Source organism: Rathayibacter sp. CAU 1779 (genome assembly GCF_054551755.1).
This window is the reverse complement of sequence record NZ_JBTOLK010000003.1, coordinates 439,195-465,879: the sequence shown is the minus strand read 5'-3', so window position 1 is coordinate 465,879 and position 26,685 is coordinate 439,195. Positions and strand designations below refer to the sequence as shown.

The following is a 26,685-nucleotide window of genomic DNA, read 5'->3' as shown; positions in this document are numbered from 1 at the left end:
GGAGTCGGGCCAGGCGGTGCAGACCCGGCCGCACTACGCTGGCCGCAGGTGCAAGACGCGGCGGTCGAGCGATGACGGGGGAGCGATGAGCGACATCCGATGGGGCATTCTGGGCACGGGCGGCATCGCTCACACGTTCGCCAAGGACCTCGTCGATGACGGGCACGAGCTCGTCGCGGTCGGGTCGCGGGCGCGCGAGACGGCGGATGCCTTCGCGGACGAGTTCGGCATCCCCACGGCGCATCCGAGCTACGAGGAGCTGGTCGCAGACGACGACGTCGACGTCGTCTACGTCGCGAGCATCCATCCGGAGCATGCGGCGCACGCCGAGCTGGCGCTCTCCGCGGGAAAGCACGTGCTGGTCGAGAAGCCGTTCACGCTGAACGCGCCACAGGCCAGGCGCATCGTGGAACTGGCCGCGGACCGCAACCTGCTGATCATGGAGGCGATGTGGACCCGCTTCCTGCCGCACGTGGAGCGCATCCGCCAGATCATCGATCACGGACGACTCGGAGTGCTCCGCGAATTCGCCGCCGACCATCTGCAGCTGCTGCCGGCGGATCCGCAGCATCGCATCAACGCGCTCGAACTCGGCGGCGGTGCGCTGCTCGACCTCGGCATCTACCCCCTCTCGTTCGCGTCGATGCTCTTCGGTGCGCCCGAGTCGGTGCACGCATCCGCTCGATTCAGCGCGACAGGAGCGGATGCCGCCACCGACGTCGTGCTCGGCTATGGGGACCGTGCGCTTGCCGTCGCTCGGTGCGCCAGCGATGTGCGCGGCACAAACACGGCCACGATCATCGGAACGGATGCGCGCATCGAGATCGACTCCGTCTGGTACGCGCCGACCAATTTCCGCGTCGTGACGCCGCAGGGCGAGGTCACAGAGGAGTACAAGACGCGCATCATCGGCCAGGGGATGCAGTTCCAGGCTCGCGAGGTGGAGCGGCTCATCGAGTCCGGTCTCACCGCCAGCAGCGTGATGCCGCCTGCCGAGTCGATCGCGATCATGCGCACGCTGGACGACGTGCGGGAGCGGATCGGGCTGGTGTACCCGCAGGAGCGCTGATCGGATTCGGATGACGAACGGTGGCGCACTCTCACAGGGTGCGTTACTACACTCGTCGGAATGCACGACGACTCCCCCCAGTCGCGCCGTGGCGGTCGTCCCGACGACTCCACCGATTCGCCTTTCGACGCGCTCGGCCTGAACGCGCTGTTCGGCGACCCCACGAGGGAGAACCCCGTGGTGGATGGCCCCACCGCGCAGCCCACATACCCAGCGACATCCGCACCGGCTGAGCCTTCGGCACCCGCGCCGTCTGCTCCGGCCTTCTCGTGGTTCGACGACGAGCCACAGGCTCCGGCCGCGAATCCGTTCATCTCCGCTCCATTGCCCGTTCCGGCGCCGCCATTCGACGGAGCACCTGTGCCGCCCACGTCGACCACGCTGCCGCCCTCGCCGAGCAGCCAGGGTGCCACGGCCTTTGCGGACACGATCTCCTCGCATCCGCCGGCTCATCTGTTCCCATGGCGCCCCGCACCGCAGCCGTCAGCCGAGGCTCAGCCCGTACAGCAGCCGACTTCTGTTCAGCAGCAGCCGACGGTGCAGCCGAGCTCGGTTCAGCAGCAGCCGACGGTGCAGCCGACACCGGTACAGCAGCCTCCGGCGCAGCAGGTCCCGATGGCCGAGCCCCTGAGCTCTCGGCAGTGGACGCCGTCTGCCACGCCGGTGTGGTCGCAACCCCCGGCGCAGAATTGGTCGCAACCCCTGGCTCAAGATGTGTCGCAGCCCTCTGCGCAGGGATGGTCACAGCCCGACGGGCAGGGCCGGACGCGGTCCACTGCACCGGCATGGATACCGCCGATCGCGTCAGAGCCGGCGGGGAAGCCGATGGAGCCGACGGAGTTCGGTGAGCCAGTCGCGGACCCTCGCGTCGCGTTGACGCTGCCGTCTGCATCCGCCCCCACCCCGGAGTCCGCGCCGGCGACGCCGGCCGAGGCCGCCGAGGACTTCTGGCGTCGGCAGACCGACGCTTCGTCGATGCAGCCGTGGGAGAACTCCGGACACGTCGAGCACGACAGCACTGCTCGCCTCGACACGGTCCGGCGGGAAGACGAGCGAGCGGCATCCGTGTTCTCCGGCGACGTGCCGGCCCCACGGGCGTGGCATGATCCGGAGCAGGACCCTGAAGCGGCCGCGTGGCCGACGCAACCGGCGGTCGGCAGTGCGGCGGGATTCGACGACGGTCCGGATCCGCTGACCGGCGGACTGGGCGCCCTGTTCGGTGGGCTGTCACAGGATGACGACGAGCCGCGGCATCCGATCCAGGAAACGTCGGCGGATGCTGAGCAGTCGCAGGAGCGATGGATGCGCCCGCGTTGGGATCAGTCGCGTGCGGAAGAGGAACCCGTCTCGTTCGAGGTGTCGACCGACTTCGATCTGACCGAGGTGCGGGCATCCGGTTCGCTTGCCGGACTCGCGCGCCCCGCGTGGATGGGTGAGCAGCCTGGGACGCCCGACCCGTTCGGCGCAGGGCAGGTGCAACGCGACGACGCGTGGCAGGACGAGAGCGATCAAGCGGAGCGGCCGGCCGGCCCGCCCCCAGAGCTTCCCTGGCTGTCGAGCGACACTGCTGCCGTGGCCATCGCCTCCTCGGCACGGCCGTCGTCGTTCTCATGGTTCGGCGCCGATGGTGCGGCGGATGATGCGCCCGATGGTGCGGAGCACGCCGGCGGCAGCCCCTTCGCCTCCGGCACTACCATTCGCGAGGACGACGTCCAGGACGCCAGACCCACCGAGGAGGACAGGTACCAGTCCGCGGTCGAGCCGGACGGCTTCGCGCCCGTCGCTCCTGCGTCTTTCATCGCTGTGGTCCCCGACCCGACTCCCTCGAGCCCCGTGCCCTTCGACCCGCCGCGGACTGAAGCTGCGCCGCTCGAGCCGGGTCAGTTCGAGCCGTCACAGTTCGAGTCGTCGGCGCTCGATGACCGGCAGTTCGCGGCATCGTCGCTCGGCGCTGAGCCGCCGGTGACCCAGGCCTTCGCTGCGGAGCCGTTCGCTTCAGATCCGTTTGCTGGGGAGCCGCTCATCGCAGCGCCGTTCATTGCAGAACCCTCAGCCGCAGTGCCATCGGCCGCAGAGCAGCTCTCCGGACGGCCGCTTGCCGCGGCACCCGTCGCCGACGAACCGGTCGGCCAGGAGTCAACCGGGTATCCGGGGCACGTGCAGGGGCCGGAGTGGCCGTTCGCCAGCGATCCCGCCGACGACGTGACCCGCGCACCCGCGCAGGACCTGCACGAATCCGACGGGGATGCCTGGCTCAAGTCGGCAACGGCCCTTCTGTTCGGCACAGATGCCGTTGCGTCCGAGCCGGCGGCGGCCGACGCTCCGGTGACCGAGCCGGCGATCGGCGTTCCCTTCGGTGGATATGCGGATCGTGCGGACGAGAATCCGACGTTCGCGCAGGACGCTGTCGAGACGGCGCCCGCGTGGCCGCTCGCGGCGATCGACGACGTGTCCGAGCCGCCCACACCGTTCGCCGTGGATGCCGACGCACAGACGACCGCGTTCGAACGGCCGTGGGATCCGTTCGGATTCGCGGAATCGGACGACGTCGAGGCACCAGAGGAAACGGACTCGTTCGGCGCGACGAATGCCCCGACGACGCCATTCGTCGTCGCGGCATCGGCGACTGCAGCGTTCGGCGCTGCCGGGGCGGGCACGGCCGAATACGGTGCTGGCGCGTCCGCTGCCGCGTCGTTCGGCGCGAGTGCGGCATCCGCGTCGTCGCAACCTCTGCGCGCGCGTGACCTCGCAGCCCAAGAGATGTCCGGTTCGGATGCCGGCTTCGGCGGTTCCTCCGCAGTCGGCGGGGCTGGCGGCGGAATCGGCAGCGGTGTCGCAGGCGGTGCAGGCAACGGCGGGTCGGGCGGATCCGGTGGCGGAGGTCGATCCGGCGGCGGCTCGGGAAGCAACGGCGCCGGGGGCAAGGGATCCGGACGTGGCGGCTCGGGCCGTGGAGGTTCCGGTAACGGAGGTTTCGGACGTGGCGGCTCGGGCGGCGGCCCTGGTCAATTCTTCAACGGCATTCTGACGTGGATCCGTCGCAACCCACGCACGTCGCTGATCGCCGCCATCGTTGTCGGGGTGGTCGTGCTCGGTGCGCTTTCATTCGGCATCGGTGCCGCGACGTCGCCGGCCAGCGCGCTCGGTGCGGCACCATCCGGAAGCGCGAGTGCGACGCCGACTGCCACGGCGACGGCTCGTCCGACACCGACGGCCGCGGCTGCGGCGAGCAAGATCCGCACGTGCTCCGTGGACTCGTATGCCTCGGCATCCGGATTCGGAACGCTCGAGGCGCAGGTGGTGAACGCCACGACCGGCGAGGTGCTGTACGACCGGAACGGCTCGAATCCCGCGCCGACGGCAAGCGTGCTGAAGATGCTCACCGCGGCCGCGGCATACAGCATCTTGGGTCCGGACTACCGCGTTCCGACCACTGTCGTGAAGGGCTCGCAGCCCGGCCAGGTGGTCGTCATCGGCGGCGGGGACGTGACGTTGACACGACTTCCGACCGGACAGAACTCGTTCTACACGAACGCGCCCCACCTCGACGACCTGGCGAATCAGGTGAAGCAGGCATGGGCATCCGATCCGTCGAATGCGGGTCAGCAGATCACCTCACTCGTCGTGGACACCTCGCTGTACTCCGGCCCGGTGTGGGAGAGCAGCTGGGACGAGCACGAAGAGCGCGTCGTGGAGGGATCGACGCCGTACATGACCTCGTTCATGGTGGACGGCGACCGCAACGATCCGACAGCTGTCGAGTCGCCGCGCAGCACGGATCCGGTGGGACGCGCCGCGAACGCCCTCGCCGACGACCTGGGCGGCAACATCTCCGTCAGCCAGGGCAGGGCGCCGGCGGGCGCCAAGCAGCTCGGTCAGGTGCTCTCGCAGCCGGTGTCGGCACTCGCAGAGCAGGCGCTCACCTATTCGGACAACACGATCATGGAGGAGCTGGCTCGCCTCGTGGCCATCAAGGCCGGAACGGGCAACAGCTTCTCGGCGATCAACGCGGGAACGCTCAAGGGACTGCAGGCCTACGGCATCGACGAGACGGGGCTCTACTTCGCCGACGGATCGGGACTGAGCGCCAACAACAAGGTGCCAGCCTCCTATCTCACGCGCTTCCTGGTGAAGGTGCTGAACCGCGAGGGATCCCTCGGTTCGATCTACGACGGCATGCCTGTCGCAGGTAAGACCGGCACCCTCGGTCCGGGTTACGGCCGCTTCGACGGGTCCTTCTCGTCCGCAGCCGTCGGAAGCGTGAACGCGAAGACCGGCTGGATCGACACCGCGCGCACGCTCGCCGGGGTGATCCACGCGAAGGACGGCACCAACCTCACGTTCGCCATCTACGCCCTGAACTATCCGGGCGACGATGCTGCGCTCTCGGCGATCGACAACCTGACGACCGCGTTCTACGAGTGCGGTAACAACCTGTCGAACAACTGATCGAGGCGAGAGCCGACCGAGCTCGCTCGGTCGGGCGTGCCGATGAGGTTGTCGAGCGGCGCGCCGCGAACGCAACTGATCGAGACGGGTGCCTACCGAGCTCGCTCGCGCCCGCGGATCATGCCCGCCCGAAGTCGTCCTCGAGTCGTACGACGTCGTCTTCGCCGAGGTGGTCGCCCGGCTGCACCTCGATGATGACCAGGGGCCGTCCTGATCAACCTAGGCTTGCAGCATCCGACAGGGTGCACGAGGAGGTGCGATGCCGTCGAGCGACGACGCCGAGGTCCATCCGGTAGCCAGGGCGGAGGCGACGCCGCGGGATCCGGATCGGTTCGATCCGCCGTCCGCCGCCGACACAGCGACGGCCGCCGAGGTGCTCCGGACCTGGTGGCTCGCGGAGGTCGGCGAGCTCGCCGGTTTCGAGGCGCGGACGCGGGCCGGCCAGGCCGATGCCCTGCACCAGGCGAGGGTGCGCGTGCGCGCGTTGCGCAGCGTGGCATCCGTGTATCGCAGGGTGTTCGACCGCCGGACTCGACGCACGCTCGAGGCTCCACTGAAGGTGTACGGCGCCGTGCTCGGCGCGGCGCGCGACGCTGAGGTGCGCGAGCAGGCGCTGGGCGCCCTGCTGGACAGCGCCGAGAACGCCGGTGCCTCCTGGGGCGACCGCGCGCGCGACGACGGCCTCGTCGCTGCCCTCGGCGCTCTTCGCAGCGACGCGCTCTCCGAGGCCGACAGCGCGACGCAGGTCGTGCTGCAACGGCTGGACAGCGCCGATCATGCGTCTCTGATGCTGCGGCTGACAGCCCTGGTCGTCGACGCGCCCGCCGGCCCCGCAGGGGACCATCCGATGGAAGCCGTGGCTCGCGGTGAGCTGAGCCGGGCCGCGACGCGAGTGTCACACCGAGCCGTGAGCGCACTGCGGCCATCGGCGACGCTCGAGCAGCTGCATGAGCTGCGGAAGGCGTGCCGCCGGCTGCGCTACGCCGCGGAGGCGGCGGGTACGGATGCGGAACGGCTGGCTGAAGCGGCGGAGGCGGTGCAGAACGCGCTCGGCGACCATCGCGATGGCGTCCTGCTGGCGGGGGAGCTGTGGGCGCGAGCCGATAGCGAGAAGCAGAGCACGGCATCCGCTCTTCGCAATCTCGCAGAGAAGACGGATGCCGCTGCGCGCGACGCCCTGTCGACGTGCGGCGAGCTGCTGGCAGCGCTCACCGCCGAGGTGCAACGGTTGCGCTGAGCGGGGTCGCGTCCGGGTGCACAGCGCGCTCCGGCGTTCATTCGAACTCGCCGCCGCCCGTAGGCTGGTGCGATGAACGTCGAAGAAGCCGTCATCATCGATGTCGTGCGCACGCCAAGCGGCCGCGGCAAACCAGGGGGTGCCCTCAGCGGCATCCATTCCGTCGATCTGCTGGGCGGCCTGCTCGCCGAGATCGTGCGACGCAACGATCTCGACCCTGGCGTCATCGACGACGTCATCGCGGGATGCGTCGGACAGGTGGGCCAGCAGTCCTTCAACACAGCACGCAATGCCGTGCTCGCAGCAGGGTTCCCCGAGCATGTTCCCGGCACCACGCTCGACCGCCAGTGCGGATCCAGCCAGCAGGCCGCGCACTTCGCGGCGCAGGCGATCATGGCAGGCGTGCAAGACGTGGTGATCGCGTGCGGTGTCGAGTCGATGAGCGCGATCCCGATCGGAACCTCGACCATCGGACGGGATCCGTACGGAACACGCTTCAGGGCCAGGTACTCCGAGGGACTCGTGAGCCAGGGCGTCTCGGCCGAGCTGATCGCGCAGAAGTGGGGCTTCTCCCGCAACGACCTCGACGAGTTCAGCGCCCGATCGCACCGCCTTGCGGCAGAGGCTGCCCAATCGGGGGAGTTCGAGCGCGAGCTCGTGCCCGTTCAGGTGACGGATGCGGAGGGCGCCGCACACGTCGTCACGGCCGACGAGACGGTGCGCGCGACCACGACGGTGGAGGGTCTCGCCGGGCTGAACCCGTCGTTCCGCACGGATGCCCTCGCCGATCGTTTCCCGGAGCTCGAGTGGAAGATCACGCCGGGCAACTCGTCACCGCTGACGGATGGGGCATCCGCCGCACTCATCATGAGCGCACGCCGCGCGGAACAGCTCGGACTGACTCCTCGCGCCCGGTTCCACTCCTTCACCGTGACGGGCAGCGATCCGCTCTACATGCTCACCGGGATCATGCCGGCCACCGCACGCATCCTGAAGCAGACGGGCCTGAACCTCGACGACATCGACGCGTACGAGGTGAACGAGGCGTTCGCATCCGTTCCGCTGGCGTGGCTGCGCGAGTTCGACGCGGATCCGGATCGCCTCAACGCGGATGGCGGGGCGATCGCGCTCGGACATCCGCTGGGAGCCAGCGGCACGCGCCTGCTCGGCACACTGCTCGCCCGACTCGAGCACACGGGCGGGCGCTACGGGCTGCAGACCATGTGCGAGGGCGGCGGAATGGCCAACGCGACGATCATCGAGCGGATCTGAACTGTCTTGCGCTCCGGTCCCCGCCCGGCGCGCCGCGGTTGGCCGGGCGCGCGGCTGGTTTTGTTTCGCCGGCAGAGCCGCCGAAACGAGGAGCGTGTTGCGTTTGCGGGATGGCCGGTGGCGCGCCGCTCGCTCGAGGAGCGATACAGAAGACCTACAACGGAGGAACATATGCAGATTCAGGAATGCAGTGCCATCGTCACGGGTGGCGCGTCCGGGCTGGGCAACGGGACCGCTCGGGTGCTGGCGGAGGCGGGCGCCAAGGTCGTGATCGTCGACCTGCCGTCGTCGCGAGGCGAGGAGGCCGCCGCGGAGCTCGGTGGTGTGTTCGCGCCGGCCGACGTGACGGATGCCGCGCAGGTGCAGGCGGCCGTGGACGCCGCGCAGTCGCTCGCACCGCTCCGCATCACGGTCAACTGTGCGGGAATCGCGACAGCGGGAAGAACCGTCGGACGCGAGGGACCGCTGGGCCTTGACGGATTCGAGCGCACGATCCGCATCAACCTCATCGGCACGTTCAACGTGATCCGCTTGACTGCGGCGGCCATGTCGGCGAACGAGCCCGTCGAGGCGCAGTCGCTGCCCGGCGTCCCGGCGACCCGCGAGCGCGGGGTCATCGTGAACACGGCATCCGTCGCGGCGTTCGATGGGCAGATCGGACAGGCCGCGTACTCGGCATCCAAGGGCGGCGTGGCCGCGATGACGCTGCCGGTCGCGCGGGACCTCTCGAAGCTGCTGATCCGGGTGATGACGATCGCGCCCGGCATCATGCAGACGCCGATGATGGCCGGGATGCCGGAGGACGTGCAGCGGTCGCTCGAGGAGCAGATCCCGCATCCGTCTCGCATGGGGACTCCTGCGGAGTACGCCGCGCTCGTGCGGCACATCGTGGAGAACCCGCTGCTGAACGGCGAGGTGATCCGGCTCGACGGCGCCATCCGCATGCAGCCCAAGTAACGGAACACTCAAGCCGCTGTCGAGCCACCCGTTTGTTATCGAGCAACCCCACTATTCGCGCGAATAATGGGGTGGCTCGGCAATAGGCGGGTGGCTCGCAGACATGGAGTGGGCCGCGGCGGGAGTGGGCGGGCAATAGGCGGGTGGTTCGCGTGCACCTGCTGGGTCACTCGCCCAGGGGGCCCGAGTGGGCGTCGAGGAACGCGTAGAGTTCCGCGTCGTCCACGCCGGGGAACGCACCCGTCGGCAGCGGGGACAGGATGTGCGAGTGCAGCCTGGCGCTCGGCCACGCCTTGTCCGCCCAGGACGTCTCGAGCGAGGCGTTCGGGATCCGACAGCACGACGGATCCGGACACGTCGACACCGCACGCACCGTGGTCTCGCGACCGCGGAACCACTTGGCATCCGCGAACGGGACGCCGGCCGTGATCGTGAAGCTCCCGTCATCGCCGCGGCCGGTCTGCGTCGCGCACCAGTAGGTGCCAGCCGGTGTGTCCGTGTACTGGTACAGCTCCGTGGTGCGGTTGGTCTGCGCGAACGCATCCCTCGCGCTCCACTTCTTGCAGACCAGCTGGCCCTCGATGGCGCCCGTCACATCCGTGGGCAACGGGAGGCCGTCGTTCTCGTAGCCCTTGTAGAGTGCGCCGTCCTCGCCGACGCGGAGGAAGTGCATCCGGATGCCGAGGTGCACGGTGATGAGGTTCGTCAGCCGGAGGGATGCGGCCTCGTGCGTCACGCCGAACGCGTCGCGGAAGTCCTCCACCGCGAGATCCCGATCCTTCTTCGCCTCCTGCAGGAAGGAGACCGCCGCGTTCTGCGGCATGAGGCAGCATGCAGCGAAGTAGTTGATCTCCAGTCGCTGGCGCAGGAACTCCGCATAGCTGGTGGGCTTCTCGTGCCCGAGCACGCGATGCGCGAGCGCCTGCAGCGCCATCGATCGCAGGCCGTGGCCGCCGGGGATCGACGCCGGCGGGAGGTAGATGCGTCCGTTCTCGAGGTCGGTGATCGATCGGGTCGAATTCGGCAGGTCGTCGACGTAGACGAGCTGGAATCCGAGGCGCTTCGCCATGACGCTCACCTCGCGGTGTGTGAGGGCGCCTGAGACGTGCCCGGATGCCTTCACCTGCTCCTCGGCGACCTGTTCGATCTCGGGCAGGTAGTTGTCGCGTCCGCGCATCTCTTCGCGCAGCTCGGTGTTGGCGCGCCTGGCCTCCTCCGGCGTCGCAATCGCCTTGCTCGCCTGCCGCGCCAGCTCGCGGTGCAGGCCGACGAGCGCGGCGAGCGTCTCGGTGGGGGTTCCCTTCGTCGGCCGCACGTCGGGCAGCCCGAGCGTTGTGTACAGGGCGGACTTCTGCGCCTTGCCGAGCTCGATCTCGTAGGCGGTGCGCTCATCTGGCGGCTCGGCGACGAGCAGGGTCGCGAGGTCGACGCCGATGGCGCCGGCGATCGACTGCAGCGTCGTGAGCTTGGGCTCGCGCTTGCCGTTCTCGATCATCGACAGCTGGCTCTGCGACAGTCCGACCAGCTCGCTGACCCGCTCCAGCGTGAGGCCGTGCTGGGTGCGGAAGTGGCGTATGCGGTGCCCGATGGTGGCGATGTCTGCGGTGTCGGCATCCATTCGTTGACGGTAGCAAAAGAATGCTGATTCTTTCGAACGGATTCTTGATGTCTCGCGCTTGAAGTGCCGTCAGAGTGAAGACAGCACCGCTGACGTGGACGAGTGAACCTGCCGAAACGTCGGCGCCGACGATGACGAGAGCAGGCGAGCATGACGATCACCCAGCGGCCCCGCACGCACCGCGTCCCGACAGCCGAGGGCACACCGAGCTCGACGCAGGCGCCGAGGGCTCGCGTCACCGCGACCCAGACCATACAGACCAGCCGGGCGGATGCTGAGGGCACCGACGTCCGCCCGGCTTCTTCCTCATCCGATCACGACCGAAGCCGCTGGGCGATCGGCACGACGGATGCCGCACTCGCCGAGTGGGTGCTCGGCATCGCGGACCTCACGCAGCCCGACGAGATCGTGTGGTGCGACGGATCCCGCGCCGAAGCCGACCGGCTCTTCAAGCTGCAGGTCGCGAACGGCCAGCTCATCCGGCTCAACCCGGAGTGGCGCCCTGGTAGCTACCTTGCGCGCACGGATCCCGGCGACGTTGCCAGGGTCGAGGCACGCACGTTCATCTGCTCCGACCGCGAGAGCGATGCCGGACCGACGAACAACTGGCGTGCTCCCGAGTCGATGCGCGTCGAGCTGAACGGGGTGTTCGCCGGAAGCATGCGCGGTCGCACCATGTACGTGGTGCCGTTCTCGATGGGACCCGTCGGAGGAGCCATCTCGCAGCTCGGCGTCGAGCTCACCGATTCGCCCTACGTCGTCGTGTCCATGGGCATCATGACCCGCATGGGACGCGCGGCGCTCGACCTCATCGAGGCGGGGGATCCGTGGGTGCGCACCGTGCACAGTGTCGGCTATCCGCTGAGGGATGCCGTCGGCAGCCGGCGCAACGACGTCGCCTGGCCGTGCAACGAGACGAAGTACATCGTGCAGTTCCCGCAGGACCGCGAGGTGTGGTCGTACGGATCCGGATACGGCGGCAACGCCCTGCTTGGCAAGAAGTGCTTCGCGCTGCGGATCGCCTCGCAGATGGCCAGGGAAGAGGGCTGGCTCGCCGAGCACATGCTCATCATCAAGGTGTCGTCGCCTGCCGGCCGCACGCATCACATCGCAGCAGCGTTCCCGTCGGCGTGCGGCAAGACGAACCTCGCCATGCTGCGGTCGCAGCTGCCAGGCTGGCGCGTCGAGACGATAGGTGACGACATCGCCTGGCTGAAGCCGGATGCGACGGGTCGCCTGCGCGCCATCAACCCGGAGCGCGGCTTCTTCGGCGTGGCGCCGGGCACGGGGGAGTCGACGAACCGTTCGGCGGTCGAGACGATGTGGGGCAACACCATCTTCACGAACGTCGCGCTCCGCGACGACGGAGACGTGTGGTGGGAGGGGCTCACCGACACGCCACCGGCCCACCTGATCGACTGGCGCGGCGAGGACTGGACGCCGGAGACGGGCCGCACGGCGGCACATCCGAATTCGCGGTTCACGGTGCCGGCCGAGCAGTGCCCGACCATCGCGGACGACTGGGAGGACCCGGACGGCGTGCCGATCGACGCGATCGTCTTCGGCGGTCGTCGGGCGACGAACGTGCCGCTTGTACTGCAGGCCAGGGATTGGAAGCACGGGGTGTTCCTTGGTGCGACGGTGGCATCAGAGCAGACGGCAGCCGCGGAGGGGACGGTCGGCGAGCTGCGCCGGGATCCGTTCGCGATGCTGCCGTTCTGCGGCTACAACATGGCCGACCACTGGGCGCACTGGCTGGACATCGGCGAGCGACTGGGATCCGCGGCTCCGGCGGTCTTCCAGGTGAACTGGTTCCGCAGGGGGCCGGACGGCTCGTACCTGTGGCCGGGGTTCGCGGAGAACATGCGGGTGCTCGCCTGGATGGCCGGGCGGCTGGAGGGGACGGCGGCCGCGGTCGACGCACCGGTCGGCAGGGTGCCGGCGCGGGCATCCCTCGACGTCGACGGGCTGGAGCTTGATCCGGATGCCCTCGATCGCCTCTTCGAGATCGACCGCGCAGCCTGGCTGGCCGAATGCGACCTGACCGAGGACTTCTTCGCGCGGTTCGGCGGACGGGTCCCCGCTGCGCTCGGTGCGGAGCTGGAGTCGCTGCGATACCGCCTGCGCCACTGACGCCACTGTCGTTCCACCGGGCCGGAGGCATCCGTCCTGTGGCACCTAATCTGCGTTCCGTCTTCAGGATGGCGGGTGCGCCGGTGGCTATATGCGACTCGACGTTCAGCCCTCCTGAAGACGAAACGCGGCCGGGCCCGCACGTGAGCGCTGACCTGCCGGTCTCGCTCACACCAGCAGCTGATGTTTCGCGAGGTCGCGGTACAGGGGGGTGGTCTCCACGAGCTCGGAGTGCGTGCCCGTGCCGATGACGCGTCCCCGATCGATGACCACGATCTGGTCGGAGTCGACGACGGTGGAGAGCCGGTGCGCGATGACGATCAACGTGCGGTTCTCCGCGACGGCGTCGATCGCCTCGCGCATCAGCTGCTCGTTGCGTCCGTCGAGACTCGACGTGGACTCGTCGAGCAGCAGGATCGGCGGAGCCGCCAGCAGCGCTCGCGCGATCGCGAGACGCTGGCGCTCACCGCCGGAGAGCATCACCCCGCCCTCGCCGACCGGAGCGTCCAGTCCGAGCGTGGTGCGCTCGAGCACCTCGGTGAGGTTGACGGCGTGCAGCACATCGATGCACTGCTGCTCGGTAGCGTGCGGAACGGCGAGCGTCAGGTTGTCGCGGAGCGAACCGGCGAGTGCCGGCGCATCCTGCTCCACATAGCCGATCTGGGCGCGCAGCTTCGTGCGGTCGACGTTGCGGATGTCGAGTCCGCCCATCGAGATGGATCCGCTGTTCGGGTCGTAGAACCGCTCGATCAGTGCCAGGATCGTGCTCTTTCCCGCGCCCGACGGGCCGACGAGCGCGGTCCGCTTGCCGCGAGGTGCCGCGAAACTCACGCCGTGCAACACCCCAGCTTCCGTGTCCGCGTCGGATGCCGTCATCCCGCTCATCGAAGCACCGCGCGGCAGCGAGATGGCGACGGTCTCGATCAGGGCTTCCGGAATCGGAGCGGCATCCGCGGTGCCGCCGATGCCCGAACTCCCGAGTGTGTTCGGTGCGTGCTCGAGCGCGGTGTCGCCCTCGAGCACGGATTCGGCCTCCGCGGCTCGTGCAGCCCTGGCCGCGACGACAGCGTCGGGGTAGGCGAACCGCACGTCCGTGAACGCGATGGCCGAGGCATCCGGGTTCACCGCAGCGTTCGCAGGGCCCACGATGACAGCACGCTGGTCGACCGGAAGATCGTTCGCGTCCTCGCTCGGCAGGTCGACGATCTCCTGGATGCGTCCCAGCGCGCCGAGCGCCGAGTTCACCGACGTGAAGGCGCCGAACGCCTGGCCGAGCGGAAGGATCATCATGAACAGGAACAGGATGAACGCCACGAGGCTCGCCACGGTGATGGCGCCGCTCGCGACCCGGTATCCGCCGACGCCGAGCACCACGAGGAACGACACCTGCATGGCGATGCCCGCCACGGGGACGACCAGGGCCGAGATCTTCGCGACCTTCACGCCCATGCTGTAGGCGGCCGTGGCATCCGCTTCCACACCCTGGATCTCACGCTGGGTGGCGCCCGCAGCGCGGATGGTGCGCACCGACGTGATCGCACGCTCGACAGATGCCGCCAGATCGCCGACCCGCTGCTGGGCCTTGGTGCTCGCCACGCGGATGCGCCCGGAGAGCAGCACGACGACCACGATCGACACCGCGATGACGAGCACGGTCAGACCGAGGAGCACCGGGTCGATGACGAGCATCGCGATGAGGGCGCCGATGAACGTCAGGGCGCCGCCGACCGCTTCGACGAGCCCCTGGGTCAGCACTGCTCGCAGGAGCGTCGTGTCGCTTCCGACACGCGAGACGAGGTCGCCCGTGCGCCGGGCGTCGAACTCGCTGATCGGAAGGTTGAGCATCCGCGCGACCAGGCGTTTGCGGGAGGAGAGCACGACGCTCTCACCCGTGCGCTGCAAGAGATAGTGCTGATAGCCGGAGATGAGCCCGGACACGACCACGAGCGCGACCAATGCCCAGACGAGGCCGCCGAGCGTGTGTCCGTTCTGCACGATGCCGATCACCTGGCTGACGAGCAGCGGCTGTGCAAGGCTCGCGGCGGCGCCGAGCACGCTGAGCACGACGACGACCGTCATCGTGCCCTTGTGCTCGAAGATGTAGGGGAGCAGCTGTGCGAAGGTGGCCCGTGGTCCGTCGTCCCCAGCGGGACGGCCGAACCGGCGGCGTGCGGGCGCGGGTGAGCTCGGGGCGGATGCACTCATGAGGACTCCATAACGAGGGGGCGCCGAAAGGGTATCAACGCAGGCTGGGCCGGGCATCAGTAGACCGGGTGCTCGCGCGGTCAGACTGGCGCGGCGTCCGGCCGGAGCCGTGCTCGGGCAGGATGGACTGACGGCAGACGAAGGGTGCGCGGTGCTCAGCAGCGAACGGGGCGGAACGTCCGCGGAGGATCGCGCGCGTGGCACGGGTGCGCTCGGCGCCACTCTGCAGGCGCTCGTCGCCGAGGTGCAGCGATCGGGGCCGCTGTCGCGGGCTCAGCTCGGCGAGCGGCTCGGGCTCCCCACCGCCACGACCGCGCGTGTCGTCGCGCGGCTGATCCAGGAAGGCGTGCTGGCCGAGGCCGGCATCCGTCGAAGCGGCAACGGGCGGCCGTCCCGGCTGGTGGGACTCGATCCGGCGGCCGGATGTGCGATCGCCGTCGACGTGGGTGCCAGCCTCGTGACGACGGCGTTCGTGGACGTCGCGGGTGGTATCCGTCAGCTCGGTGTGGGACCGATCGATCCCGCATCCACGCCCGAGGCGCGTATCGACGTCGTCGTCGACGCGATCGACGATGCGCTGGCCGTGGCACTCAGCGATGGCGAACGTTGTCTCGCGATCGGTGTCTCCGTTCCTGCCGGAGGGTCGGCGTCGTTCGCCGACGCTCTGGCGGACCGTCTCGGTGCGCGTTTCGAACTGCCGCTCACCATCCAGCGCGACGCCGACCTGCTCGCCATGGCCGAGGCGCGCTGGGGCACCGGCAACCAGAGTCGTGTGCTCGTCGCCCTGGCCTGGAGCTGGGGCGTCGGCGCCGGGGTCGTCGTCGACGGCGATGTGTACCGGGGATCGACGGGACGTGCCGGAGACATCGGCAGGCTCGTCGTCGGTTCGGTCCATGGTGAGGCGAAGGGGACATCGCACGATCGTGAACCGCTCACCCTCGAACAGCGGATCTCTGTGACCGCGTTGACGCGACGGCTCACGCTCGTCGAGGGCCGCCCGTTCGACGAGCTCCAGGTCGTCGATCTCCTGGCAGGAGCGGCGGACGGGACGGAGGACTCATCCACCGGCGTGCGCGACCTCCTGGCGTCGATGCTCGACGACGTCGCCGTGGCGATCGGCACTCTGACGCTCGTGCTCGATCCTGACGTCATCGTCTTCTCCGGAGTCGTCGGCAGACGGATCGACGCGTTCGCGCCGCACCTGATGCGCAGGCTGGAACGGACGCTTCCCACGGTTCCGCGACTGACGGCATCCGGTCTCGGGCAGACCGCCTGGCTGTCCGCGGCAGGACTGACCGCCATCGAATCCGCGGGGCCCCTGCTGGCAGTGCTGCACGGTGGTTGACCCCGTCTTCCGGGATGATCCTCGAGCAGGCGGCCGCCCCTGAGTCTCAGAGGACTCGCGCGAAGTACTCTCTCGAGAACACCCGGAAGTAAACGGGCCGCGGGATGGTCCCGAGCAACGGCTGCACATCCCGCATGACGGCGCTCTGTGTCGCGTGAGCATCGATCGCCGCGAGCTTGCGACGGGCGGCGCGGGCGATGGGCACGCACGTCGTCGGCGCGGGAGGGGTGGCGCCGGCGGCCGCCGAAGCACGTCGGAAGACGGGCGAGAACCGCCGCGCCAGCGACACCTGTCGGGCCGGGAGAGTCGCTTGGAAGAGCCGGACTCCGTGCCCGGCCGCTCGCGCCCCGAGCACGGCGCTTCGTGCGGCGGCCGCCGACGCCACGTGGTCCGGATGCCCATACAGACCGAGGGCGTCGTCCAGGGAGACGACGAGGGTCGGACGCCACTCGCGGATGACGTCCTCGAGCTCCCGCACGAGTTCGTCCAGGTGCGAGGCGAGGGTGCCGTCGATCCACGTGCCGATGGACACGGATCCCAGTCCGAGGGCGGACGCCGACCGGTGCAGTTCGTCACTCCTGATCTCGGCGAGCCGAGCAGCGCCGATCTGATCTGCTCCCGTGCGTCCGTGCCATCGTGCGGACCGACTCGCCCCACCGTGGGTGAAACAGTGCAGGGCCACGGATGCTCCCGAGGCCGCGGCGATGGCGAGGGTGCCGGCCATGACGATCTCATCGTCAGGATGGGCCGTGACAACGAGCATCCGATCGCCAGGGCCGGCCAGCGTGCGCAGCTTTCGTGCCGTGAGGTCGTTCACAGTGATCCAACTCGCCGCGAGCAACGCGCACGGCGCGGCGAGTGTCATCGCTGCAGCGAGTCCGACGCCGATGCGGATTCGTCGGCCCCTTGTCTGCACACCCGAGTCTCTGGACACGTCGTCACCGTACCGTCACGCTGAGGGACGCACCGCCGAGCGAGAACGCGATGTCCGCGTCGTGCGCGGCATCCGGGTCGTCGTCGGCCGAGCACGCCGGTGAGTCGAAGCGGCGCGATGCCGCGGCGACGGGCCCCCCGTTGACAGTGAAGCGTCCGGCATAGTCCGCCTCGATGAGGCCTCCGCCCGGTGCGGTCCAGCGCAACCACGGCTCGGCATAGGCGTCGCAGCCGTACTCCGGGGTCGTCAGGGAACGGGTGAAGTCGCCGAGCGAGCCGTGCTCGTCGACGGATCCGATCGTCGCGACGTACCAGAGGCCCGCGCCGCGTGGAGTCCACTCCTCACCGGCCTCGTCTCCGCGCGCGATGCGCTCGAATCCGCCGTCAGTGGCGACCGCGACCAGGCCGTGTCCGAGGCGTCCGCCGATCCAATCCCCTTCGACGATCACCTCATCGAAGTGCGACGACGGGAACCAGAGATGAGTGCGACCCGTCGGATCATCCACGGGAATACGGTGCAGGGCGATCACGGATCCCTCGTGCCTCCGCGCCCTTGGCAGCACGCGGTGCCCCGACCACGCGTTGGGTCGCACGTCGCCCGATCGCGACGACGTCGCCGGATGCGTGGCGAACACCTGCGTCTCGGGTCCGAGAGTGACGCCCCAGACGTGCTCCTGCAGTCCTGGCAGCCCCACGCGGTAGTCCTCCACGCAGGCGATGGCGGCGTGCGGTGTGTGGAATCCGGTGACGACGGAGCGGAACGGGCGATCAAGAAGGTCGGTCTCGGGTCGAAGCCGTCCACTGTTCACGGTCGAGTACGACCAGTCACTCGATGACGCCCTGGCGATCTCGCGCACCACCTGAGGCACGTGATACGCCCGAGTGGTGGCCAGGGCGACTGCGGGCGCTGCCGCGGGATTGAGCGACCCCGTGCCCCAGCACAGCCACATCAGCGGGCCCGTCTCCTCGAGTCGGGCGGTTCGCAGCATCCGTGTGTACGAGCGGCCGTGGGCTGTGGCGTGGATGCCGCGCCACGACGCTGTCGCGAGCGAACAGAGCAGCAGGTCGAGCAGCTTGCGCGCGGAGGCGGCCAACTCCTGGTCGCCCAATTCGGCGAGCGCGACGAGCGAGAAGCAGTTGATGGCGGCGTACGCATTGGACTCGAATTCGCTGAAGCCGCCGGCGAGCTTGGCGCTCAGCCACTCGGCGGCGAGCCGTGCCCCGTGGTCGGCGTGCCGCACGCCGTCCCATCCTGTTCCGGTGAAGGTCCGATCGGCGAACCGACGGCCGGCCAGATGCTCGGCGACGTGCCATACGAACTGATGGTTCTCGGTGAAGTAGCACTGAGCGTCGAGCCCGGGCTGGTCGATCCAGTATTTGAATCCGAGCAGAGCGTCGATGGCCGCCTGGCGGGCTCCAGGCTCCCAGCGGAGGTCCGGAACCCTGTGCAGCAGCAGGAGAATGCCCACTGCCTCGAAGTCGGAGCAGTCGCCTCGGTCGGTGATCAGGCCGAGCGCGTGCCTCAGATCGGCATGCCCGATGGTCCCACCCTCGTCGGCGCGTGCCAGGGCTGAGGCGATTCCCGGATCCAGCTCGCGTGCGTAGCCCAGAAGCTCGGTGCGCCAGTCCTCCGGCGCTCCTGTCACGACCCGTCGCGTCGGAACCTCGGACGCATTGGTCACGGGAAACGTGCGCGACAGACCATTCCGGGATCCGGTCTCGCTCAGGGTGATCAAGGCCTCATACGGCAAGTCGAAGACGCCGGCGCGGATCGCGGGCAGCGCCACGACGGCGCGTCCCGACGCGTCAGGGGTCACGACCGTCTCGTGTTCCTCGTCGACCGCCGTGCCACCTCCCGTGCCGGGCACCGAGATGCCGTGCACTCGCACCGTGAGCGGGAATCCCGGCGCGCTGCGGAAGGCGAGAGTTCCGTCCACGACCGTGGAGCCGTCGAAGGCGATTGCGTCGAGCCGCGACTCCTCATCCGACGCCGTGTACTCGTCGGCGCCCGGCTGGTCGATCACGACCGCGACCGGTTGGCCGAGCACCCGCAGTCCGACGACGTGTCGGCATTCTCGGAGGGCGAGTTGCCAGCTGGCGATGACGACGGTCGTGATGCCGGCTTCGAGGCGCACTCGGAGCGGATGCCGACTCGGCTCCATGTACGTGATGTCGTCGAACACGGCTGAGGCGACGCCGTTCACCCACACCGCCACCGGACCCGTGCTGTGCACCTCGAGGTCGCGCCACTCTGCCTGGTCGACCTCCAGCTGAGTCACCGCAACGGCCAACCGATACTGCGGTGTTCTGGCGAAACCGCTCCAGTCGACGAGGCCATCGGCGCCGGTGTGCGTGCGAGTCAGTTCGCCGTCGTGACTACCGGCGTGCGAGGTCCAAGCGAAGGACGCTCCTGCCGCGGCGTGCGGCATCCGCTGGTCCTCCACGAGCGGATGCCGTCGGTACAGTGCCGACTTCACCGGCGCGGCATCCGGCCCGTTCGTCAGGCGCCAGCGCGCGAGGCGGCCGGGCTGCGCATCCTTCTCCCATGGCGATCCAACGGGGGAGACGACGGCGTCGAGATCGTCGCAGGGCCACTCCCAGAGCGGACCGATCAGCCAGTCGCGCACCATGCCGTCTGCCGAAAGGCGATGTACCGTTCTGCCTGTCGCTTGCCGCGCCAAGACGTCGGTGGGGTCCCCGGCGATCGTCGGAGCGGGGAGGAGGGGCGCGGACATCATCGTTCCTGTCTCGTTTCGGCCTGGCGCTGGTTTGCCTTCTCAGCTTCTCTCTGGCAGAGTCTGCTGAACTCCGCAGTTTTCGTCAAATTGAGAAAAAGTGGAGATGACAGCTCATCCCCACACCGATCCGAGCGAGGAACCAGGAATGGCAGACATCGACGTCACCGTCCCATCCAGCGCACCAGACGCATCCGCAGCCTCCGTGCAGGAGCCCTTCGTCGAGCCCGTTCGGCCCACGAACCCTGCACGCTATGCGCTGGGGATGTTCGCCGGCTCGCTGATGAGCCCCATGGTGTCGACGTATGTCGCCTTCTTCTATGTGGACAGGCTCGGCATGTCGGCCATCGCATTCGGTGTCGTGATGGCGATCTACGGTGTGCTCGATGCGATCGGCAATCCCATCTACGGATACCTTTCCGACCGCACTCGCACGAAGTGGGGTCGCCGGCGTCCATGGATCCTGATCGGCGCACCGCTGTGGGCGGTGGTCTTCATCGCCCTGTTCTGCGCGAGCGGCGCGCTTCAGGGCGCGGCCCTGATCGCGTATTTCGCCGCGTTCATCGTGCTCACCCAGAGCTTCGACTCCCTGGTCACCGCGAACTACGAGGCACTTCTGCCCGAGATCTTCACCAGCGAGCGCAAGCGCTCCATCGCGAATTCGCTTCGGCAGGGATTCCAGCTGGTCGCGATGGGTGTCTCCGTCGCGCTCGTCCCACTCATCGCGTCCGCGATCGGATACGCCCTCACCGCGACGGTGCTCGGCGTGGTTGCTGCCGTCGTACTCGTCTTCGTGGCGCTCGGTGCCCACGAGGATCCACGCCACTACGGCGATGCCGCTCCCAAGCCGTCCCTGGCATCCAGCCTCCGATCGCTCGCCCGCAATCGAAACTTCTGGATCGTCGCCGGTGCGAACGCCTGCTACGCCTCGGTCATCACGTTGCTCATGGCCGGTGTCGCGTTCTTCGTGAAGTACGTGCTCGGCGACGTCAAGGGAGGCAGCGCCACGTACATCCTCGCGACCGTGCTCGTGATGTCGATGGTGTTCCTCATCGGATGGACGTACGCGGTGCGCCGCTTCGGCGCCCTCGGGGTGTGGCGGGTCGCGCTCGTCGTTCTCACCCTCTCGTTCGTGCCGATGTACTTCGCGCACACCCTTGTCGCGGCGATCGCCTCCGGGGCCGGGATCGCCTTGGGATATAGCGGCGTGATCGCGACGACCGATCTGCTGATCGCTCGACTGATCGACGGCGACTCCGCACGTACCGGAGTGCGTCGTGAAGGCATCTTCACGAGCGCCTTCGCCTTCACGAAGCGCAGTTCGGTGGTCGTCAAAGCACTGGCGTTCGTGGCGATGACCGGGCTCTTCGGCTACGTCAGCGGCGACCATCCAGGTGTGCACGCCGCGGATGCCGCGCGCTTCCTCATGATCGTGCTGCCGTGCGTGCTCTGCGCCGTGGCGGCCGTGCTCGCCTGGTTCGTCCGCTTCTCGCGCGAGGAACTGGTCGCCGCCGCCGACGTCTGATCTCCTCTGCGGCCACCACCCGCGGCAGGGCGACCTCGTACCGAGAACCCCCGCCGTTGTCGCCCGTGTGGGTTACGTTGTAACGCGTGCCATCACCGGTGATCGTCGCGTCCGACCTCGTCAAGCAGTACGGGGACGTGAGTGCTGTCGGCGGGATCTCGTTCGAGGTCGCGCCCGGCGAGTCGTTCGGGCTGCTCGGGCCGAACGGCGCCGGAAAATCCACGACGATGCGCATGATCGGCGCCGTCTCCACCCGCACCAGCGGACGTCTGGAGATCCTCGGACTGGATCCGGACCGCAACGGTCCTGAGATCCGCGCTCAGCTCGGCGTCGTCCCGCAGTCGGACAACCTCGACGAGGAGCTGCGCGTGCGCGAGAACCTCATCGTGTACGGCCGCTACTTCGGGTATCCGATGGCTCGGGTGCGCAGCAAGGCGGACGACCTGCTCGCGTTCGCGCAGCTGCAGGACAAGGCGAAGGCCAAGGTGACGGATCTCTCCGGCGGCATGAAGCGCCGGCTCACGATCGCGCGCGGCCTGATGAACGATCCGCGCATCCTGTTGCTCGACGAGCCGACCACGGGACTGGATCCCCAGGCCAGGCACATCCTCTGGGACCGCCTCTTCCGACTGAAGGAGGAGGGCACCACGCTCGTGCTCACCACGCACTACATGGACGAGGCGGAGCAGCTCTGCGACAGGCTCATCGTGGTGGACAAGGGCACGATCATGGCGGAGGGGACGCCAGCATCGCTCATCCGCGAGTACTCAACGCGCGAGGTCCTCGAGCTGCGCTTCGGCGCCGACCGCAACGCCGAGATGGCCGAGCGGCTGAAGAATGCCGGCGACCGCGTCGAGCCGCTTCCCGATCGTGTTCTCGTGTACACGGGTGACGGCGAGGCCGAGCTCGCGCGCCTCACCGACGCGGGCATCCGTCCGCTCACCTCGCTGGTGCGCCGCTCGAGCCTGGAGGACGTGTTCCTGCGTCTTACCGGAAGGTCGCTGATCGAATGAACGTTCCGGTCTCCCGCCGGCCGGGACGGCCGTCGGCGCTGGCGTCGCGGCGACGGTCAGAAATGACCGTCGCTCCCAGCTCCAGCGCGCGCGTCGCCGTGAAACCGCGCCGGTTCGGCGCGTGGTACGTCGCCGAACATCGCTTGCGCGTCATGCGTTCATACGTGTCGACCGTGCTCATCGGCGCCGTCGGCACCCCGCTGCTCTACCTCTTCGCCATGGGAGTCGGACTCGGCGCACTCGTCAGCGCGAACCTCGGACCCCACGCGGTCGACGGGGTCAGCTACCTCGAGTTCGTCGCGCCCGCGCTGCTGTGCACGGCCGCGGTGACGGTGGCTTCCGAGGAGTTCACGTATCCGATCATGCTCGGATTCAAATGGAACCCGACGTTCCTCGGCATCAGTTCGTCCCCCATCACGCCCGGCCAGATCATCGACGGCATGGTGATCGCGGTCGTCGTCAGGCTCGTCGCCACCAGCGTCATCTACTGGCTCTTCATGCTGGCGTTCGGCGCGACCCCCGCGGGCACCGCATTCCTCTCCGTGCTCATCGCGAGCCTCGTCGGTCTCGCGTTCGGCACACCGGTGATGGCGTATGTGGCGACGCTGCAGACGGATACCGGACAGATCGCCATGCTGATGCGCTTCGTCCTGTTGCCGCTGACGCTGTTCTCCGGCACCTTCTTCCCGCTGACGGCGATGCCCATCTACCTGCAGTGGATCGGATGGCTCTCACCCATCTGGCATGGCACCCAGCTCGCACGCGACGTCTCCTACGGAGCCGTCGAGCCCGGATGGCTGGTCGCCGTCCACGTGGTGTTCCTCGTCGCGCTCGTCGTGCCGAGCTGGCTGCTGTCGCGACGCACCGCGAGACGGAGGTTGTACTCGTGACCGGGGTCGAGGTTCGCGCGCGAGCACAGGCATCCGTCGGTCGGCGGCCCATCGGATCGCTGTACGCGGGCAACGCGCGCTCCGTCGTGTATCGCGGGTGGCTGGCCACCAAGTCGACGAACTGGCTGGTCGTGGTCTCCGGTGTCTTCGAGCCGGTGTTCTACCTGCTGTCGCTCGGGATCGGCCTCGGATCGTTCGTCGGCACCGTGACCGCCGGCGACGGACGCGCCATCCCGTATGCGGCGTTCATCGCGCCCGCCCTGCTCGCCACGGCGGCGATGAACGGCGCCATCTACGACTCGACGTGGAACGTGTTCTTCAAGATCCGCTTCGCGAAGCTGTATGAGGGCATGCTGGCCACCTCACTCGGTCCGCTCGATGTGGCGATCGGGGAGATCTCGCTCGCGCTGCTCCGGGGAGCCGCCTACGCCGTGGCATTCATGCTCGTGATGCAGGTCATCGGGCTCAACCTGTCGTGGTGGGCGATCCTCGCCTTGCCTGCCGTGCTGCTGGTCGCTCTCGCGTTCGCGAGCTTCGGCATGGGCATCACGAGCTACATGAAGTCGTTCCAGCAGATGGACATCATCAACTTCGTCATGCTGCCCATGTTCCTGCTGTCGGCGACGTTCTATCCGCTGTCGGTGTACCCGCCGCCCATCCAGGTCGTGATCCAGGCGTTGCCGCTGTGGCAGAGCGTCGAGCTCGTGCGCTCGCTCACGACCGGTGCGGTGACTGTCGGCATCCTGTGGCACGTGCTCTACCTGGCGGTGATGGCCACCCTGGGCATGATGTTGACCACGAGACGCCTGCGCGCGCTCTTCCTCGACTGACGGCACGCGAGCTCGCGCCGATATGGCGGAAGAGGGAAAGGCGTGGCCTTTCCCCCTTCCGTGCAGGTGTTCGCGGGTCAGCTCTGGATGTCGACGTCCTTCGTCTCGCGACCCAGCAGCAGCGCGATGAGCGTCAGCACGGCCATGGCCGAGAGATAGATGCCGACCCAGAACGGGCTGCCGCCGCCGGTCGACCACAGTGCGACGGCGATGAACGGCGCGACGGCCGCACCGAGGATGGACGACACGTTGTAGGAGATCCCGGATCCCGTGTATCGCACGTTGGTGGGGAAGAGCTCGGGCAGCATCGCGCCCATGGGACCGAAGGTCGATCCCATCAGCGCGAAACCGATCACCAGGAAGACCATGACGCCGACGAATCCACCGGCGAGCAGCGGGACGAACAGCAGTCCGAACACGATGATGCAGACCGTCACCCAGATCAGCGTGCGCCGGCGTCCCAGCCGATCCGCCCACGGACCGGAGAGCAGCGTGAAGAGCCCGAAGAAGACGACGCCGATGATCGACATGACCACGAAGTTCGTGTACGAGTACCCGAGGCCCGCGACGGGGGCATCCTTGGCCGTTGTGCCGTAGCTCAGCGTGAATGTGGTCATCAGGTAGAAGAGCACGTACGTGGCCAGCATGTAGAACGTGCCGAGGATGAGCTGCTTCCAGTTGTTGCGCAGCACCGTGCCCAGCGGCACCCTGCGCACCTTGCCGGTCGAGACCGTGCGGGAGAACGCCGGGCTCTCCACGAGGCGCATGCGCACCCACAGTCCGACAACGACCATCACGACCGAGAACCAGAACGGCACGCGCCAGCCCCAGGCGAGGAAGGCATCGGATGGCGCCCCGCCCACGCCCGGCTGCGTGGCAGAGATGATGAGGAAGATGCCGTTCGCGACGATGTATCCCAGCGGCGCACCCAGCTGAGGGAACGTGCCGTACCAGGCGCGCTTGCCGGCGGGAGCGTTCTCCACGGCGATGAGCGCGGCACCGCTCCATTCGCCGCCAAGGGCGAAGCCCTGCCCGAGACGAAGCACCACGAGCAGAAGCGGTGCCAGCCATCCGGCCAGCGCGTACGTCGGCAGGAAACCGATGAGGAACGTGGCGATCCCCATGGTGAGCAGGGAGGCGACGAGTGTCACCTTGCGTCCGTGCTTGTCGCCGGTGTGACCGAAGAACACGGCACCGAGCGGACGCGCGACCATGGCGGCGCCGAAGACGGCGAACGAGGAGAGGAGAGCGGTGGTCGCGTTGCCTGTCGGGAAGAACAGGTGCGGGAAGACCAGCACGGCGGCCGTCGCGTAGACGTAGAAGTCGTAGAACTCGATGGTCGTGCCGATGAGGCTGGCGAGGATGATCCGGCCGCGCGGATTGGCGGGGGACGGCGCCGCGGATGTAACGGTTTGTGTTGCTGAAGACATGAGGACTTTCCGTCGGGCGTGGGGCACCGACGTCGTGGGGTGACGGTGTGCAAGCGCTGCGGGGCCGATCGGGCCGCACCGCAGGCGCATGAGAGGAGTGGGAGCGTTTGTGACAGCCATGTCTACGGTAATCGTCCGCCGTGAGGATCTCGAATCCGCTGGCAGCCGACCACGTGTGGAGGCCGCGTCGCGGCATGCGCCGAGAGCGACGTGTGGCCGACCCCAGACGATTCTGTCGAACGTGCTCGGACGAGACGTCGGGATGCCGCGAACAGCCCGGTGGAGGGCCAGGGAAGGGCGAGGGAGCAAGAAAGCGACAGGGTGTCGCGAATAGCGGCCGAACGCCGCTAGGCTGGCCACATGAACGTGGCGAGTGTGATCTTCGACATCCTGCATGTGGTGGCAGCGGTGTTCATCGTCGGGCCGATGGCCATCCTGCCGATGACGGCGATGAGGGCCATCCGGGCGGGGCACGCCGACCAGGTGCGCACGCTGGCCAAGTCGACCAACATCTTCAGCCTGCTGTCGCTGCTCACCGTGATCCTCGGTTTCGGCGCGATGGGGCTGTCCGACCCGAAGTACCACACGACCATCGCCTCGACGTGGATCTGGCTGTCCATCGTCTTCTACGTGGTGGCGCTCGCGCTGACGCTCTTCGTGGTGGTCCCGGCCATGCGCCGCGCGGCGGACAACCTTGAGGGCGAAGAGGTCGTCGAGTCGGAGGACCCGGCGGCCAAGGGCGCTTCGAGCGCGCAGACGGGCGGATACGGCGCGATCGCGGGCACGAGCGGCATCGCCAGCCTGCTGCTGGTCGCCATCGTCGTGCTCATGGTCTGGAAGCCCTAGCGGATCGAACGTCACGAAGGGTCGCCTGCCGGGCGGCCCTTCGTCTGTGTCGGCTGCCCTGCCTGTCCCGCATGTCGTCGGCGTCCCGCATGTCGTCGGTGTCCCGCATGTCGTCGCCCGTCGTGTGTTGGCGCGTGGGGCGTGTGGTGTTCAGGAAACTGGGCCGCTCATACGCGATATGTCGACGGAGTGTGCCTG

18 protein-coding genes are annotated in these 26,685 nt (G+C 68.4%); 13 read left to right on the top strand and 5 right to left on the bottom strand.

Annotated features, from left to right (window positions below; genetic code table 11):
* Positions 1-85 precede the first annotated feature (85 nt).
* The 6 genes from ACX9R5_RS16235 (at position 86) to ACX9R5_RS16210 (ending at position 8,984) form a co-directional block, all read left to right on the top strand.
* Positions 86-1,069: a Gfo/Idh/MocA family protein gene (locus tag ACX9R5_RS16235; protein WP_459410082.1), complete on the top strand. Its 984-nt coding sequence runs from the start codon at positions 86-88 to the stop codon at positions 1,067-1,069.
* Between the two features lie 60 nt (positions 1,070-1,129).
* Positions 1,130-5,518, top strand: a complete 4,389-nt coding sequence (locus ACX9R5_RS16230) for a D-alanyl-D-alanine carboxypeptidase (RefSeq protein ID WP_459410081.1) — start codon at positions 1,130-1,132, stop codon at positions 5,516-5,518.
* Positions 5,519-5,606: 88 nt separating this feature from the next.
* Positions 5,607-5,732: a hypothetical protein gene (locus tag ACX9R5_RS16225; RefSeq protein ID WP_459410080.1), complete on the top strand. Its 126-nt coding sequence runs from the start codon at positions 5,607-5,609 to the stop codon at positions 5,730-5,732.
* 45 nt (positions 5,733-5,777) lie between these two features.
* Entirely contained in the window at positions 5,778-6,755 is a 978-nt protein-coding gene (locus ACX9R5_RS16220) for a CHAD domain-containing protein (RefSeq protein ID WP_459410079.1), read from the top strand.
* A 72-nt stretch (positions 6,756-6,827) separates the two neighbouring features.
* Positions 6,828-8,027, top strand: coding sequence for a thiolase family protein (locus ACX9R5_RS16215; protein ID WP_459410078.1), 1,200 nt, complete (start codon positions 6,828-6,830; stop codon positions 8,025-8,027).
* A gap of 171 nt (positions 8,028-8,198) precedes the next feature.
* Positions 8,199-8,984, top strand: coding sequence for an SDR family NAD(P)-dependent oxidoreductase (locus ACX9R5_RS16210; RefSeq protein WP_459410077.1), 786 nt, complete (start codon positions 8,199-8,201; stop codon positions 8,982-8,984).
* Between the two features lie 166 nt (positions 8,985-9,150).
* Here the strand turns inward: ACX9R5_RS16210 and ACX9R5_RS16205 are convergent, their stop codons facing one another.
* Positions 9,151-10,602, bottom strand: a complete 1,452-nt coding sequence (locus ACX9R5_RS16205) for a helix-turn-helix domain-containing protein (protein WP_459410076.1) — start codon at positions 10,600-10,602, stop codon at positions 9,151-9,153.
* 150 nt (positions 10,603-10,752) lie between these two features.
* On the opposite strand from ACX9R5_RS16205, the gene ACX9R5_RS16200 reads away from it, so the two are divergent.
* Positions 10,753-12,735, top strand: a complete 1,983-nt coding sequence (locus ACX9R5_RS16200; RefSeq protein WP_459410075.1) for a phosphoenolpyruvate carboxykinase (GTP) — start codon at positions 10,753-10,755, stop codon at positions 12,733-12,735.
* A gap of 168 nt (positions 12,736-12,903) precedes the next feature.
* Here the strand turns inward: ACX9R5_RS16200 and ACX9R5_RS16195 are convergent, their stop codons facing one another.
* Positions 12,904-14,940, bottom strand: a complete 2,037-nt coding sequence (locus tag ACX9R5_RS16195; protein WP_459410074.1) for an ABC transporter ATP-binding protein — start codon at positions 14,938-14,940, stop codon at positions 12,904-12,906.
* Between the two features lie 151 nt (positions 14,941-15,091).
* Between ACX9R5_RS16195 and ACX9R5_RS16190 the strand changes: the two genes are divergently transcribed.
* The gene (locus tag ACX9R5_RS16190) at positions 15,092-16,285 is read left to right on the top strand and encodes an ROK family protein (RefSeq protein WP_459410073.1); all 1,194 of its coding nucleotides are present in this window, start codon (positions 15,092-15,094) and stop codon (positions 16,283-16,285) included.
* A 46-nt stretch (positions 16,286-16,331) separates the two neighbouring features.
* Here the strand turns inward: ACX9R5_RS16190 and ACX9R5_RS16185 are convergent, their stop codons facing one another.
* Both ACX9R5_RS16185 and ACX9R5_RS16180 read right to left on the bottom strand, forming a co-directional pair.
* Positions 16,332-17,219: a PIG-L deacetylase family protein gene (locus ACX9R5_RS16185; RefSeq protein ID WP_459410072.1), complete on the bottom strand. Its 888-nt coding sequence runs from the start codon at positions 17,217-17,219 to the stop codon at positions 16,332-16,334.
* Between the two features lie 4 nt (positions 17,220-17,223).
* On the bottom strand, positions 17,224-19,848 hold the full coding sequence (locus ACX9R5_RS16180) for a hypothetical protein (protein WP_459410071.1): 2,625 nt from the start codon (positions 19,846-19,848) through the stop codon (positions 17,224-17,226).
* A 253-nt stretch (positions 19,849-20,101) separates the two neighbouring features.
* On the opposite strand from ACX9R5_RS16180, the gene ACX9R5_RS16175 reads away from it, so the two are divergent.
* The 4 genes from ACX9R5_RS16175 to ACX9R5_RS16160 all read left to right on the top strand — a co-directional run bounded on the left by ACX9R5_RS16175 (position 20,102) and on the right by ACX9R5_RS16160 (position 24,211).
* Positions 20,102-21,478, top strand: coding sequence for an MFS transporter (locus tag ACX9R5_RS16175; protein ID WP_459410070.1), 1,377 nt, complete (start codon positions 20,102-20,104; stop codon positions 21,476-21,478).
* 86 nt (positions 21,479-21,564) lie between these two features.
* Positions 21,565-22,491, top strand: coding sequence for an ABC transporter ATP-binding protein (locus ACX9R5_RS16170; RefSeq protein WP_459410069.1), 927 nt, complete (start codon positions 21,565-21,567; stop codon positions 22,489-22,491).
* 62 nt (positions 22,492-22,553) lie between these two features.
* Positions 22,554-23,381 carry an ABC transporter permease gene (locus tag ACX9R5_RS16165; protein ID WP_459410068.1) on the top strand — a complete coding sequence of 276 codons (828 nt, stop codon included), beginning with the start codon at positions 22,554-22,556 and terminating at the stop codon, positions 23,379-23,381.
* Entirely contained in the window at positions 23,378-24,211 is an 834-nt protein-coding gene (locus tag ACX9R5_RS16160) for an ABC transporter permease (RefSeq protein ID WP_459410067.1), read from the top strand. The genes ACX9R5_RS16165 and ACX9R5_RS16160 overlap by 4 nt, the downstream gene beginning before the upstream one ends.
* Positions 24,212-24,288: 77 nt before the next feature.
* Here ACX9R5_RS16160 and ACX9R5_RS16155 read toward each other — a convergent pair whose 3' ends face one another.
* On the bottom strand, positions 24,289-25,641 hold the full coding sequence (locus ACX9R5_RS16155) for an MFS transporter (RefSeq protein WP_459410066.1): 1,353 nt from the start codon (positions 25,639-25,641) through the stop codon (positions 24,289-24,291).
* Positions 25,642-26,001: 360 nt separating this feature from the next.
* On the opposite strand from ACX9R5_RS16155, the gene ACX9R5_RS16150 reads away from it, so the two are divergent.
* Entirely contained in the window at positions 26,002-26,487 is a 486-nt protein-coding gene (locus ACX9R5_RS16150) for a DUF2269 family protein (protein ID WP_459410065.1), read from the top strand.
* Positions 26,488-26,685 lie beyond the last annotated feature (198 nt).

Coding starts and splice junctions, on each gene's coding strand:
- ACX9R5_RS16205 (WP_459410076.1), bottom strand. CDS start 10,602: ATGGATGCCGACACCGCAGACATCGCCACCATCGGGCACCGCATACGC.
- ACX9R5_RS16195 (WP_459410074.1), bottom strand. CDS start 14,940: ATGAGTGCATCCGCCCCGAGCTCACCCGCGCCCGCACGCCGCCGGTTC.
- ACX9R5_RS16200 (WP_459410075.1), top strand. CDS start 10,753: ATGACGATCACCCAGCGGCCCCGCACGCACCGCGTCCCGACAGCCGAG.
- ACX9R5_RS16215 (WP_459410078.1), top strand. CDS start 6,828: ATGAACGTCGAAGAAGCCGTCATCATCGATGTCGTGCGCACGCCAAGC.
- ACX9R5_RS16210 (WP_459410077.1), top strand. CDS start 8,199: ATGCAGATTCAGGAATGCAGTGCCATCGTCACGGGTGGCGCGTCCGGG.
- ACX9R5_RS16155 (WP_459410066.1), bottom strand. CDS start 25,641: ATGTCTTCAGCAACACAAACCGTTACATCCGCGGCGCCGTCCCCCGCC.
- ACX9R5_RS16175 (WP_459410070.1), top strand. CDS start 20,102: ATGGCAGACATCGACGTCACCGTCCCATCCAGCGCACCAGACGCATCC.
- ACX9R5_RS16180 (WP_459410071.1), bottom strand. CDS start 19,848: ATGGTGCGCGACTGGCTGATCGGTCCGCTCTGGGAGTGGCCCTGCGAC.
- ACX9R5_RS16165 (WP_459410068.1), top strand. CDS start 22,554: ATGACCGTCGCTCCCAGCTCCAGCGCGCGCGTCGCCGTGAAACCGCGC.
- ACX9R5_RS16150 (WP_459410065.1), top strand. CDS start 26,002: ATGAACGTGGCGAGTGTGATCTTCGACATCCTGCATGTGGTGGCAGCG.
- ACX9R5_RS16220 (WP_459410079.1), top strand. CDS start 5,778: ATGCCGTCGAGCGACGACGCCGAGGTCCATCCGGTAGCCAGGGCGGAG.
- ACX9R5_RS16230 (WP_459410081.1), top strand. CDS start 1,130: ATGCACGACGACTCCCCCCAGTCGCGCCGTGGCGGTCGTCCCGACGAC.
- ACX9R5_RS16235 (WP_459410082.1), top strand. CDS start 86: ATGAGCGACATCCGATGGGGCATTCTGGGCACGGGCGGCATCGCTCAC.